Source organism: Streptomyces sp. NPDC048514 (assembly GCF_043199955.1).
In the GTDB taxonomy this organism is placed as follows: domain Bacteria; phylum Actinomycetota; class Actinomycetes; order Streptomycetales; family Streptomycetaceae; genus Streptomyces.
In genome coordinates, this window is sequence record NZ_JBICWT010000007.1 from 305,515 (window position 1) to 318,441 (window position 12,927).

The 12,927-nt window shown below is 71.6% G+C and carries 14 protein-coding genes; all 14 read left to right on the forward strand.

Annotated elements, in window-relative coordinates:
* Window positions 1-167: 167 nt before the first annotated feature.
* The 14 genes from pgsA (at window position 168) to ACGFT2_RS17985 (ending at window position 12,900) form a co-directional block, all read left to right on the forward strand.
* On the forward strand, window positions 168-899 hold the full coding sequence (gene pgsA, locus ACGFT2_RS17920; RefSeq protein WP_393279217.1) for a phosphatidylinositol phosphate synthase: 732 nt from the start codon (window positions 168-170) through the stop codon (window positions 897-899).
* A complete protein-coding gene (locus tag ACGFT2_RS17925) occupies window positions 896-1,804 on the forward strand; it encodes a phosphatidylinositol mannoside acyltransferase (RefSeq protein ID WP_393278932.1) in 909 nt (302 codons plus the stop codon). Before pgsA ends, ACGFT2_RS17925 begins: the two co-directional genes overlap by 4 nt.
* Window positions 1,801-2,964 carry a glycosyltransferase family 4 protein gene (locus ACGFT2_RS17930; RefSeq protein WP_393278934.1) on the forward strand — a complete coding sequence of 388 codons (1,164 nt, stop codon included), beginning with the start codon at window positions 1,801-1,803 and terminating at the stop codon, window positions 2,962-2,964. The genes ACGFT2_RS17925 and ACGFT2_RS17930 overlap by 4 nt, the downstream gene beginning before the upstream one ends.
* Window positions 2,965-3,114: 150 nt before the next feature.
* A complete protein-coding gene (locus ACGFT2_RS17935; protein WP_393278937.1) occupies window positions 3,115-3,657 on the forward strand; it encodes a hypothetical protein in 543 nt (180 codons plus the stop codon).
* Between the two features lie 225 nt (window positions 3,658-3,882).
* The gene (pdxS, locus tag ACGFT2_RS17940) at window positions 3,883-4,788 is read left to right on the forward strand and encodes a pyridoxal 5'-phosphate synthase lyase subunit PdxS (protein ID WP_393278939.1); all 906 of its coding nucleotides are present in this window, start codon (window positions 3,883-3,885) and stop codon (window positions 4,786-4,788) included.
* Between the two features lie 7 nt (window positions 4,789-4,795).
* Window positions 4,796-5,404: a pyridoxal 5'-phosphate synthase glutaminase subunit PdxT gene (gene pdxT, locus ACGFT2_RS17945; protein ID WP_393278941.1), complete on the forward strand. Its 609-nt coding sequence runs from the start codon at window positions 4,796-4,798 to the stop codon at window positions 5,402-5,404.
* Window positions 5,405-5,456: 52 nt separating this feature from the next.
* Window positions 5,457-6,209 carry a YebC/PmpR family DNA-binding transcriptional regulator gene (locus ACGFT2_RS17950; RefSeq protein ID WP_393278943.1) on the forward strand — a complete coding sequence of 251 codons (753 nt, stop codon included), beginning with the start codon at window positions 5,457-5,459 and terminating at the stop codon, window positions 6,207-6,209.
* A 128-nt stretch (window positions 6,210-6,337) separates the two neighbouring features.
* Window positions 6,338-6,877, forward strand: coding sequence for a crossover junction endodeoxyribonuclease RuvC (ruvC, locus tag ACGFT2_RS17955; protein WP_393278945.1), 540 nt, complete (start codon window positions 6,338-6,340; stop codon window positions 6,875-6,877).
* Complete coding sequence (ruvA, locus tag ACGFT2_RS17960; RefSeq protein WP_393278947.1) at window positions 6,874-7,479, forward strand: Holliday junction branch migration protein RuvA; 606 nt, start codon at window positions 6,874-6,876, stop codon at window positions 7,477-7,479. Before ruvC ends, ruvA begins: the two co-directional genes overlap by 4 nt.
* A 25-nt stretch (window positions 7,480-7,504) precedes the next feature.
* Window positions 7,505-8,608 (forward strand): Holliday junction branch migration DNA helicase RuvB, encoded by a 1,104-nt coding sequence (gene ruvB, locus ACGFT2_RS17965; protein WP_393278949.1) that lies wholly within the window; start codon window positions 7,505-7,507, stop codon window positions 8,606-8,608.
* 188 nt (window positions 8,609-8,796) lie between these two features.
* Window positions 8,797-9,324: a preprotein translocase subunit YajC gene (gene yajC / locus ACGFT2_RS17970; RefSeq protein WP_393278951.1), complete on the forward strand. Its 528-nt coding sequence runs from the start codon at window positions 8,797-8,799 to the stop codon at window positions 9,322-9,324.
* Window positions 9,325-9,466: 142 nt separating this feature from the next.
* Window positions 9,467-11,251 (forward strand): protein translocase subunit SecD, encoded by a 1,785-nt coding sequence (gene secD / locus ACGFT2_RS17975; RefSeq protein WP_393278953.1) that lies wholly within the window; start codon window positions 9,467-9,469, stop codon window positions 11,249-11,251.
* 3 nt (window positions 11,252-11,254) lie between these two features.
* Window positions 11,255-12,364, forward strand: a complete 1,110-nt coding sequence (secF, locus tag ACGFT2_RS17980; protein ID WP_393278955.1) for a protein translocase subunit SecF — start codon at window positions 11,255-11,257, stop codon at window positions 12,362-12,364.
* Complete coding sequence (locus ACGFT2_RS17985; protein WP_393278957.1) at window positions 12,361-12,900, forward strand: adenine phosphoribosyltransferase; 540 nt, start codon at window positions 12,361-12,363, stop codon at window positions 12,898-12,900. The genes secF and ACGFT2_RS17985 overlap by 4 nt, the downstream gene beginning before the upstream one ends.
* The last annotated feature ends 27 nt before the right edge of the window (window positions 12,901-12,927 follow it).

Here is a 12,927-nt window from a genome sequence, read left to right on the forward strand (position 1 = left end):
GTTATTCGAGCTTTCCACTCCCGTCACGCCGCGTCCATACGAACGACGGGCGCCCGCCGGCCACCGGCACCGATCACGCCGGACCGGCCCCGTGGGCGGCCGAGCGCACCGGCTCCCGGGGCGAGGTGCGGGTGCCCGCCCGTCACGCACGCGTGCGCGTGGCTACGATGGGCCAGCCGGCGGCCACCAGGGCCGCGGCGACACCGACCGTCGGGAAGGCCATGCTGAACAAGTACGCGCGTGCATTCTTCACGCGTGTCCTCACGCCGTTCGCCGCGTTTCTCATCCGCCGGGGCGTGAGCCCGGACACGGTCACGCTGATCGGCACGGCCGGGGTGGTCGCGGGAGCGCTGGTCTTCTACCCCATGGGCGAGTTCTTCTGGGGCACGGTCGTGATCACCCTGTTCGTCTTCTCCGACCTTGTCGACGGCAACATGGCCCGCCAGCTGGGCCGCTCCAGCCGCTGGGGCGCCTTCCTGGACTCCACCCTCGACCGGGTCGCCGACGGCGCGATCTTCGGCGGCTTCGCCCTCTGGTACGCGGGCAACGGGAACGACAACGCCCTGTGCGCCGTCTCGATCTTCTGCCTCGCCAGCGGCCAGGTGGTCTCGTACACCAAGGCGCGCGGAGAGGCGATCGGGCTGCCGGTGGCCGTCAACGGACTCGTCGAGCGCGCCGAGCGGCTGGTGATCTCGCTCGTCGCGGCCGGCTTCGCGGGCCTGCACAAGTTCGGCGTGCCGGGCATCCAGTGGCTGCTGCCGATCGCCCTGTGGATCGTCGCCGTGGGCAGCCTCGTCACGCTGGTCCAGCGGGTCGTCACCGTCCGCCGTGAGTCCGCCGAGGCCGAGGCGGCCGCGGCCGGGGAGAACGCGTCCCAGGGGAGGGAGGCGGCGAAGTGACCACCGCCGAACGGCTCACCGACACGCTGTACGGCCTCGGCTGGGCCACGGTCAAGAGGCTCCCCGAGCCCGCCGCGGTCCGCCTGGGCCGGGGCATCGCCGACCTCGCCTGGAAGCAGCGCGGCAAGGGCGTGCGGCGGCTGGAGGCGAACTACGCGCGCGTGGTGCCCGGCGCGGGACCCGAGCGCCTGGCCGAACTCTCCCGCGCGGGCATGCGGTCGTACCTGCGCTACTGGATGGAGTCCTTCCGGTTGCCCGCCTGGAGCGCCGAGCGCGTGCGGTCGGGCTTCTCGGCCAAGGACCTCCACCATTTGACGGACGGCCTCGCCTCCGGCCGGGGCGTGATCCTCGCCCTGCCGCACCTGGCCAACTGGGACCTGGCCGGGGCCTGGGTCACCACCGCCCTGGAGACGCCCTTCACGACGGTCGCCGAGCGCCTGAAGCCCGAGACGCTGTACGACCGCTTCGTCGCCTACCGCGAGGGTCTCGGCATGGAGGTGCTCCCGCACAGCGGCGGCTCCGCCTTCGGCACCCTGGCCCGGCGGCTGCGCGACGGCGGCCTGGTCTGCCTGGTCGCCGACCGCGACCTGTCCTCCTCCGGCGTCGAGGTCGACTTTTTCGGCGACCGCGCGCGGATGCCCGCGGGCCCGGCCCTGCTGGCCCAGCAGACCGGCGCCCTGCTGCTCCCCGTCACGCTCTGGTACGACGACTCGCCCGTCATGAAGGGCCAGGTGCACGCGCCGGTCGAGGTGCCGGTGTCAGGCACGCGCGCGGAGAAGACGTCCGTCATGACACAGGCCGTGGCCGACGCCTTCGCCTCCGGCATCGCCGACCACCCGGAGGACTGGCACATGCTCCAGCGGCTGTGGCTCGCCGACCTCGACCCCGCGAAGGGACCCGCGTGAGAATCGGGATCGTCTGCCCGTACTCCTGGGACGTGCCCGGTGGCGTCCAGTTCCACATCCGCGACCTCGCCGAGTACTTCGTCCGGCTCGGCCACGAGGTGTCCGTCCTGGCCCCGGCCGACGACGACACACCGCTGCCGTCCTACGTCGTCTCGGCCGGCCGCGCCGTCCCGGTGCCGTACAACGGCTCGGTGGCCCGGCTGAACTTCGGCTTCCTGTCCGCCGCGCGGGTGCGGCGCTGGCTGCACGACGGCGCCTTCGACGTGGTCCACATCCACGAGCCGACCTCGCCCTCGCTGGGCCTGCTGACCTGCTGGGCGGCCTCCGGCCCGATCGTGGCCACCTTCCACACCTCCAACCCGCGCTCCCGCGCGATGATCGCCGCGTACGCGATCCTGCAGGCCGCGCTGGAGAAGATCAGCGCGCGGATCGCGGTCAGCGAGTACGCACGGCGCACCCTGGTCGAGCACCTCGGCGGGGACGCCGTCGTCATTCCCAACGGTGTCGACGTGGACTTCTTCGCCAAGGCCGACCCCAAGCCGGAGTGGCAGGGCGGCACCATCGGCTTCGTCGGCCGCATCGACGAGCCCCGCAAGGGCCTGCCCGTCCTGATGAAGGCGCTGCCGCAGATCCTCGCCGCCCGCCCGGGCACGCGCCTGCTGGTCGCGGGGCGGGGCGACGAGGAGGCGGCCGTCGAGGAGCTGCCGGCGGAGCTGCGCTCGCGCGTGGAGTTCCTCGGCATGGTCAGCGACTTGGACAAGGCGCGTTTCCTGCGCAGTGTCGACCTGTACATCGCGCCCAACACCGGCGGCGAGAGCTTCGGCATCATCCTGGTCGAGGCGATGTCGGCGGGCGCCCCCGTCCTCGCCTCCGACCTGGACGCCTTCGTGCAGGTCCTCGACCAGGGGGCGGCCGGCGAGGTGTTCGCCAACGAGGACGCCGACGCGCTGGCCGAGGCGGCCGTACGGCTGCTGCAGAACCCGGAGCGGCGGGCCGAACTGAGCGAGCGCGGCAGCGCCCACGTGCGGCGCTTCGACTGGTCGACGGTGGGCGCGGACATCCTGTCCGTCTACGAGACGGTCACGGCCGGCGCGGCGGCGGTCGGGGCGGACGAGCGGACCACGGGACTGCGGGCGCGGTTCGGACTGGCCCGGGACTGACCGCGGGGACGCGGGGGTGGGGCGGCGGGCCCGGTTCGGACTGGCCCGGGACTGACCGCGGGGGCGCGGGCGGTGGGGCGGCCGGCCCCTTCTCGGGCGGCCCGGGGACTGCCGGCAGGGACGCCGGCCGGGGGCCGATAGCCTTCGGCCGTGACCGCAACCCTCATCTGGATCCTTGTCGCGCTCCTGGCGATCGGCGTGTACCTGAGCTGGACGGCCGGCCGGCTGGACCGCCTGCACGTACGGATGGACGCGGCCCGGGCCGCGCTCGACGCCCAGCTGCTGCGGCGCGCCTCCGTGGCGCAGGAACTGGCGACCTCGGGCGTGCTGGACCCGGCCGCCTCGATCGTGCTGTACGAGGCCGCGCACGCGGCCCGGCAGGCCGAGGAGGAGCAGCGGGAGGTGGCGGAGAGCGAACTGAGCCAGGCCCTGCGGGCGGTCTTCGCGGAGCCGCAGCAGGTCGAGGCCGTACGGGCCGCCCCCGGGGGCGAGGAGGCGGCCCACGAGCTGGCCGAGGCCGTCCGCCGGGTCCCGATGGCCCGGCGCTTCCACAACGACGCCGTGGGCGCCGCCCGCAGGCTCCGCGAGCACCGCAAGGTCCGCTGGTTCCGGCTGGCCGGCCACGCCCCGTTCCCGCTGGCCGTCGAGATGGACGACGAACCGCCGACGGCCCTGGTGGAACGCGTCGCCTGACCTGTACGGCCGGCCCGGGGGGCTCGGACGCCCTGGTCCGCCCGGGCCGGCCCAGGCGGACCAGGGCGGCCCGGGCGGACCGGGGCGGCGTCGACCCGCTCGGCCGGCTCGGGGCCCCCGCGGTCAAAAGGATCCACCGGCTTTCCATTGGCACTTGCTGTGGCCTGGTCCGCTCGCGTTTCCTCGGTGAAGCAGAAACCCTCTTTCCCACCAGTGAGGTCACCCGTGTCCACCATCGACAACCAGGCTCCCGAGACCGGCACCGCCCGCGTGAAGCGCGGCATGGCCGAGCAGCTCAAGGGCGGCGTGATCATGGACGTCGTCACGCCGGAGCAGGCGAAGATCGCCGAGGACGCGGGCGCCGTCGCGGTGATGGCCCTGGAGCGGGTCCCGGCCGACATCCGCAAGGACGGCGGCGTGGCCCGTATGTCCGACCCGGACATGATCGAGGGCATCATCGACGCCGTCTCGATCCCCGTCATGGCCAAGTCCCGCATCGGCCACTTCGTCGAGGCCCAGGTGCTGCAGTCCCTCGGCGTCGACTACATCGACGAGTCCGAGGTCCTCACCCCGGCCGACGAGGTCAACCACTCCGACAAGTGGGCCTTCACCACCCCCTTCGTCTGCGGTGCCACCAACCTGGGCGAGGCCCTGCGCCGCATCGCCGAGGGCGCCGCGATGATCCGCTCCAAGGGCGAGGCCGGCACCGGCAACGTCGTCGAGGCCGTCCGCCACCTGCGCCAGATCAAGAACGAGATCGCCAAGCTGCGCGGGTTCGACAACCACGAGCTGTACGCCGCCGCCAAGGAGCTGCGCGCCCCGTACGAGATCGTCAAGGAGGTCGCCGAGCTGGGCAAGCTCCCGGTGGTCCTCTTCTCCGCCGGTGGCGTCGCCACCCCGGCCGACGCGGCCCTGATGCGCCAGCTCGGCGCCGAGGGCGTGTTCGTCGGCTCCGGCATCTTCAAGTCCGGCGACCCGGCCAAGCGCGCCGCCGCCATCGTCAAGGCCACCACCTTCTACGACGACCCGAAGATCATCGCGGAGGCGTCCCGCAACCTCGGCGAGGCCATGGTCGGCATCAACTGCGACACCCTCCCCGAGACCGAGCGCTACGCCAACCGCGGCTGGTAACCACCCCATGCCGAACGAAGCCCCTGTCATCGGCGTCCTGGCACTCCAGGGCGACGTACGGGAGCACCTCATCGCCCTGGCCGCGGCCGACGCCGTGGCCAGGCCGGTGCGGCGCCCCGAGGAACTCGCCGAGGTCGACGGCCTCGTCATACCCGGCGGCGAGTCCACCACCATCTCCAAGCTGGCCGCGCTCTTCGGTGTGCTGGAGCCCCTCCGCGCGCGCGTGCGCGACGGGATGCCGGTCTACGGCACCTGCGCCGGCATGATCATGCTCGCCGACAAGATCCTCGACCCGCGCTCGGGCCAGGAGACCATCGGCGGCATCGACATGATCGTGCGCCGCAACGCCTTCGGACGGCAGAACGAGTCGTTCGAGGCCGCGGTCGACGTCAAGGGCGTTCCGGGCGATCCTGTGGAGGGCGTCTTCATCCGGGCCCCGTGGGTCGAGTCCGTGGGCGCCGGCGCCGAGGTGCTCGCCGAGCACGACGGTCACATCGTCGCAGTCCGCCAGGGCAACGCCCTCGCCACGTCGTTCCACCCGGAACTGACCGGCGACCACCGCGTGCACTCCTTGTTCGTCGACATGGTGTACGCGAACCGGGCGACCGAGTCCTAGTAGGATCTCTGGCGTTCGTTACAGAGATGGGTTACGCGAAGGAGACAGGCAGATGTCCGGCCACTCTAAATGGGCCACGACGAAGCACAAGAAGGCCGTGATCGACGCCAAGCGCGGCAAGCTCTTCGCGAAGCTGATCAAGAACATCGAGGTCGCGGCGCGGATGGGCGGCGTCGACCTCGATGGCAACCCGACCTTGTACGACGCCGTGCAGAAGGCCAAGAAGTCGTCGGTCCCGAACAAGAACATCGACTCGGCGATCAAGCGCGGCGGTGGTCTCGAGGCCGGTGGCGCCGACTACGAGACCATCATGTACGAGGGTTACGGCCCGAGCGGTGTCGCGGTGCTCATCGAGTGCCTCACGGACAACCGCAACCGCGCCGCCTCCGACGTCCGCGTCGCCATGACCCGCAACGGCGGCTCCATGGCCGACCCCGGTTCGGTGTCGTACCTGTTCAACCGCAAGGGCGTCGTCATCGTCCCCAAGGGCGAGCTGTCCGAGGACGACGTGCTCGGTGCCGTCCTCGACGCCGGTGCCGAGGAGGTCAACGACCTCGGCGAGTCCTTCGAGGTGCTCAGCGAGGCGACCGACCTGGTCGCGGTCCGCACCGCCCTGCAGGACGCCGGCATCGACTACGACTCCGCCGAGGCCAACTTCGTCCCGACCATGCAGGTCGAACTGGACGAGGAGGGTGCCAGGAAGATCTTCAAGCTGATCGACGCCCTCGAGGACAGCGACGACGTGCAGAACGTCTTCGCCAACTTCGACGTGAGCGACGAGGTCATGGAGAAGGTCGACGCGTAACGCGTCAGGCCGACCACGGGCCGACGGGACGTCTCCCGTCGGCCCGTCGCGTTGCCGGGCGTTGGTGAGAGGCGTTGTCGGTGGCACCCGATAGCCTGCACGGACAGGCGATCGATGGGAGGGGCCCGATGCGGGTGTTGGGGGTGGACCCCGGGCTGACCCGGTGCGGTGTGGGCGTGGTCGAGGGGGTCGCCGGGCGCCCGCTCACCATGATCGGGGTGGGAGTCGTGCGCACGCCCCCCGACGCCGACCTCAGCCACCGCCTGCTCGCCGTCGAGCAGGGCATCGAGCAGTGGCTGGAGGAGCACCGGCCCGAATCCGTCGCCGTGGAGCGCGTGTTCAGCCAGCACAACGTCCGCACGGTCATGGGCACCGCCCAGGCCAGCGCCGTCGCCATGCTGTGCGCCGCCCGGCGCGGCATCCCCGTGGCCCTGCACACCCCCAGCGAGGTCAAGGCCGCCGTCACCGGCAGCGGACGCGCCGACAAGGCGCAGGTGGGAGCGATGGTCACCCGTCTCCTGCGGCTCAGCTCCCCGCCCAAGCCGGCCGACGCCGCCGACGCCCTCGCGCTCGCCATCTGCCACATCTGGCGGGCCCCGGCCCAGAACCGGCTCCAGCAGGCCGTGGCCCTGCACACCGCTCACGCAACGAAAGGCCGTACGGCATGATCGCCTTCGTCAGCGGCACGGTCGCCGCACTCGCCCCCGACGCCGCGGTGATCGAGGTCGGCGGCGTCGGCATGGCCGTCCAGTGCACGCCGAACACCCTGTCCACGCTGCGCACGGGCCGGCCGGCCAAACTGCACACCTCCCTCGTCGTCCGCGAGGACTCGCTCACCCTGTACGGCTTCGCCGACGACGACGAACGCCAGACCTTCGAGCTGCTGCAGACCGCGAGCGGCGTCGGACCGCGCCTGGCCCAGGCCATGCTCGCCGTGCACGGCCCGGACGCGCTGCGCCGGGCCGTCGCCACCGCCGACGAGAAGGCCCTCACCGCCGTACCGGGCATCGGCAAGAAGGGCGCCCAGAAGCTGCTGCTGGAGCTGAAGGACCGGCTCGGCGAGCCCGTCGGCGCCCCGGCGGTCGGCGCCCCGGTCAGCCAGGGCTGGCGCGACCAGCTGCACGCCGCCCTGATCGGCCTCGGCTACGCAACCCGCGAGGCCGACGAGGCCGTGAACGCCGTGGCCCCCCAGGCGGAGGCCGCCGGCGGCACGCCTCAGGTGGGCGCGCTCCTGAAGGCCGCCCTGCAGACGCTCAACCGAGCCCGCTGACCCCGACCCCTGACGAGGCACATTCATGAACTGGGACGACACCGGCGGAACCGCCGGTGAGGAGCGGCTCGCCGACCCCGCCGGGGAGCGGCTGGTGGACTCCGTCGCCGACGGGGAGGACCAGGCCGTCGAGGCCGCCCTGCGCCCCAAGGACCTCGGCGAGTTCATCGGCCAGGAGAAGGTCCGCGAACAGCTCGACCTGGTCCTGCGCGCCGCACGTGCGCGCGGCGCCACCGCCGACCACGTGCTGCTCTCCGGCGCCCCCGGCCTCGGCAAGACCACCCTGTCGATGATCATCGCGGCCGAGATGGGCGCCCCCATCCGCATCACCTCGGGTCCCGCCATCCAGCACGCCGGCGACCTCGCCGCTATCCTCTCCTCCCTCCAGGAGGGCGAGGTCCTCTTCCTGGACGAGATCCACCGCATGTCCCGGCCCGCCGAGGAGATGCTGTACATGGCGATGGAGGACTTCCGCGTCGACGTCATCGTCGGCAAGGGGCCCGGTGCCACCGCCATCCCGCTGGAGCTGCCCCCGTTCACCCTGGTCGGCGCCACCACCCGGGCGGGCCTGCTGCCGCCCCCGCTGCGCGACCGTTTCGGCTTCACCGCGCACATGGAGTTCTACGAGCCGCACGAGCTGGAGCGCGTGGTGCACCGCTCGGCGAGCCTGCTGGACGTCGAGATCGAGCCGGACGGCGCCGCGGAGATCGCCGGCCGCTCCCGCGGCACGCCCCGCATCGCCAACCGCCTGCTGCGCCGGGTCCGGGACTACGCGCAGGTCAAGGCGGACGGCGTGATCACCCGGGACATCGCGGCCGCCGCCCTCGCCGTGTACGAGGTCGACGCCCGCGGCCTCGACCGGCTCGACCGGGCCGTGCTGGAGGCCCTGCTGAAGCTGTTCGGCGGCGGTCCGGTCGGCCTGTCCACGCTCGCCGTCGCGGTGGGGGAGGAGCGGGAGACCGTGGAGGAGGTGGCCGAACCGTTCCTCGTCCGCGAGGGACTGCTGGCCCGCACCCCGCGCGGACGGGTCGGCACCCCCGCCGCCTGGGCGCATCTCGGGCTCACCCCGCCCGGCTCGGCCCCCGGAGCAGGCGCCGGAAACGGACAACAGGACCTGTTCGGCACGTGACGGGGAGGTGACGGCCTCCCGACGGCGCGGGCATTGGCGGGGCCAGGAACCCAGGTGCCATGCTGAGCGTTGTTCCATGCACGCGGACTCGCTTAGACTCCGCCGATGCCGCCCTTGCGGGTGGCGCCGACCACACCCCCATCCAAAGGCCGCTCTCCGTCGCGGTCGCGCGAAGGAAACCCCGTCCCGTGAATGCCTTTACCCTTCTCCCTTTCATCGTGCTCATCGCGGCCATGTTCCTGATGACACGTTCGGCCAAGAAGAAGCAGCATCAGGCCGCCCAGATGCGCAATGAGATGCAGCCTGGCTCCGGCGTCCGCACGATCGGGGGGATGTACGCGACGGTCAAGGAGGTCAACGAGGACACGGTCCTCCTCGACGCCGGTCCCGGTGTGGACCTCCTTTTCGCGAAGAACTCGATCGGCGCCGTACTCACCGACGACGAGTACAACCGCATCGTGCACGGCATCGAGCACGACCTGAAGTCCGACGCCGACGTCGTTCCGGACGACGCCTCCTCCCTCACCGCGACCGACGAGATCGACGAGCCTGCCGCCGCTGCCGCCGCCTCCGACGACAAGATCGACCTCGGTAAGAAGGACGCCGCCGAGCGCGCGGACGACGCGATCCAGGCCGCCGAGGACAAGGCCGACGCGGCCGAGGCCAAGGCGGCGGAAGAGTCGAAGAAGACCGACGGCGAAACCGGCGCGAAGTAGTCACGCCCCGGGGCGCGCGGCGGCGGCATGATGACGCGCCGCGCCTCCCGGGCGCGTCTGTTTCCCGCAGGGGAACCCGACACCATGTCATGGCCGACCGCGCCGACCGGGCGCGGGGCGGCCCGAGAGGGAGTACGAGAAGGTGGCAGCACCTAAGAGGGGCCGAAGCGCGAGCGCCCAGAGCAAGCCAGGGCGCTCGCTGGTCCTCATCCTGATCGCCATCGTGGCGCTCGCCGGGGGGATGTTCGCCTCCGGGCACACCACTCCGCGTCTCGGCATCGACCTCGCCGGTGGTACGAGCATCACGCTCAAGGCGAAGGCCGACCAGGGGTCCGCGATCAACAAGGCCAACATGGACACCGCGGTCGATATCATGAACCGCCGTGTCAACGGCCTGGGTGTCTCCGAGGCGGAGGTGCAGACCCAGGGGACCGACAACATCATCGTCAACATCCCCAAGGGCACCAACTCCAAGGAGGCCCAGCAGCAGGTCGGCACCACCGCCAAGCTGTACTTCCGCCCGGTCCTGGCCAGCGAGCCCAGCGGCCCCGCCGGGCAGAGCCCCTCGCCGGGCGCGTCCTCCAGCGGCGGCTCCTCGCCGAAGCCGAGCGCCAGCCCCTCGCCGAGCGGCTCCTCGAAGCCGGAGGCGTCCTCGGGCTCCACGTCCCCCACGGCCGGCGCGACCTCCCAGGGCCGGGCCGTCACCGACGCGCTGAAGGCCGACGCGACCCCCTCGCCGAACAGCTCCTCCTCCGCCGGCTCCAAGCCGTCGGGCTCCCCCTCGGCCTCCGCCAGCGGCGACGCCGGCACCTCCAAGATCCAGGCCCAGTACGCGGCCCTGGACTGCACCAAGGCCACCGACCGCGCCAACGCCGGCAAGAAGGCCAAGCCCGGTGAGACCACCGTGGCCTGCGGCGAGATCAACAAGACCTGGTACAAGTACGTGCTCGGCCCGGCCGCCGTGGACGGCACCGAGGTGAAGAAGGCGCAGGCCGTCTTCGACACCCAGGGCGCCTCCGGCTGGCAGGTCCAGATGACCTTCACCGGCGGCGGTTCGAAGAAGTTCGCGGACATCACCGGCGAGCTGGCCAAGAACCAGCAGCCGCAGAACGAGTTCGGCATCGTCCTCGACGGCGAGGTCGTCTCCAGCCCGTTCGTGCAGCAGGCCATCACCGGCGGCCAGGCGGAGATCTCCGGCAGCTTCAAGCAGGAGGAGGCGCAGAGCCTCGCCAACGTGCTGTCGTACGGTGCCCTGCCGCTCTCCTTCCAGGAGCAGTCCGTCACCACCGTCACCGCCGCGCTCGGCGGTGAGCAGCTGCACGCCGGGCTGCTCGCCGGCGCCATCGGCCTCGCGCTGGTCGTGCTCTACCTGGTGATCTACTACCGCGGCCTGTCGCTCGTCGCCATGGCCTCCCTGCTGATCTCCGCCATCCTCACCTACGTGATCATGACGCTGCTCGGCCCGGCCATCAACTTCGCGCTGAACCTGCCGGCCGTGTGCGGTGCCATCGTCGCCATCGGCATCACCGCGGACTCGTTCATCGTGTACTTCGAACGCATAAGGGACGAGATCCGTGAGGGCCGCACGCTGCGCCCCGCCGTCGAGCGGGCCTGGCCGCGCGCCCGGCGCACCATCCTGGTGTCCGACTTCGTCTCCTTCCTCGCCGCCGCGGTGCTGTTCATCGTCACCGTCGGCAAGGTCCAGGGCTTCGCGTTCACGCTGGGCCTGACCACCCTGCTCGACGTGGTGGTGGTCTTCCTCTTCACCAAGCCGCTGATGACGCTCCTCGCGCGCCGCAAGTTCTTCGCCGACGGCCACAAGTGGTCCGGACTCGACCCGAAGGGCCTGGGTGCCAAGCCCCCGCTGCGCCGCACCCGCCGTCCCGCCGGTCCCACCTCCGGCCCCGTCGACCCGAAGGAGGCCTGAGCGATGTCGAAACTCGGCAACCTGGGCGCCCGGCTGCACCGCGGCGAGATCTCTTACGACTTCATCGGCAAGCGCAAGATCTGGTACGGCGTCTCGATCCTGATCACCATCACGGCCATCATCGGCCTGGCGGTGCGCGGCCTGAACATGGGCATCGAGTTCCAGGGCGGCGCGGTCTTCACGACGCCCACCAAGATGAGCGCGTCGGTGGGGCAAGCGGAGCGGTACGCCACGGACGCCTCCGGCCATGAGGCGATCGTGCAGAAGCTGGGCAACGGCAGCCTGCGCATCCAGATCGCCGGCATCGAGACCGACCAGTCCGACAGGATCAAGCAGCAGCTGGCCAAGGACCTGAACCTCGACCCCGAGAAGCTCGCCGCCGACCTGGTCGGCCCGAGCTGGGGCGAGCAGGTCGCCAACAAGGCCTGGGAGGGCCTGGCGATCTTCATGGTCCTCGTCGTGATCTACCTGGCGATCGCCTTCGAGTGGCGGATGGCCGTAGCGGCGCTGGTCGCGCTGATCCACGACATCACCATCACGACCGGTATCTACGCCCTCGTCGGCTTCGAGGTCACCCCCGGTACGGTCATCGGTCTGCTGACCATCCTCGGCTACTCGCTCTACGACACGGTCGTCGTCTTCGACAGCCTGAAGGAGCAGACGAAGGACATCACCAAGCAGACCCGCTTCACCTACAGCGACATCGCCAACCGGTCGATCAACGGCACGCTGGTCCGCTCGATCAACACCACGGTCGTCGCCCTGCTGCCGGTGGCCGGTCTGCTGTTCATCGGTGGCGGCTTCCTCGGGGCCGGCACGCTGAACGACATCTCGCTGTCGCTGTTCGTCGGCCTCGCGGCCGGTGCGTACTCCTCGATCTTCATCGCCACGCCGCTCGTCGCCGACCTCAAGGAGCGCGAGCCGGCGATGAAGGCACTCCGCAAGCGGGTCCTGGCCAAGCGTGCCCAGGCCACCGCCGGGGAGGGCCCGGCGGAGGCCCGGCCCGCCGCCGGTGACGACGGCGACGACGCCGCCACCGCCGTCGTGGGCCCGCGCAACCAGCCCGCGTCCCGCACGCGGGGCCGCGGCCGACCCTCGGGGAAGCGCCGATGACCGGCATACAGGAGCTGCTGCTCAGCCGCATCCGCGACGTCGCCGACTATCCGGAGCCGGGCGTGATGTTCAAGGACATCACCCCGCTCCTGGCGGACCCGGCCGCGTTCACGGCCCTGACCGACGGGCTGGCCGACATCGCGGCGGGCACCCGCGCGACCAAGGTCGTCGGCCTGGAGGCCCGCGGCTTCATCCTCGGTGCCCCGGTCGCCGTCCGCGCCGGCCTGGGCTTCATCCCGGTCCGCAAGGCCGGCAAGCTGCCCGGCGCCACTCTGCGGCAGGCCTACGACCTCGAGTACGGCTCGGCCGAGATCGAGGTGCACGCGGAGGACCTGACCTCCGGCGACCGCGTCCTGATCGTGGACGACGTCCTGGCCACGGGCGGCACGGCCGAGGCCGCGATCCAGCTCATCCAGCGCGCGGGGGCGGAGGTCTGCGGTGTCGCGGTGCTGATGGAACTGGGCTTCCTGGGCGGCCGCGGCCGGCTGGAGCCGGTGCTCGGCGAGGCCCCGCTGGAGGCGCTGCTCCGGCTCTGAGCAGGCACGACCGACGTACGAAGCGGC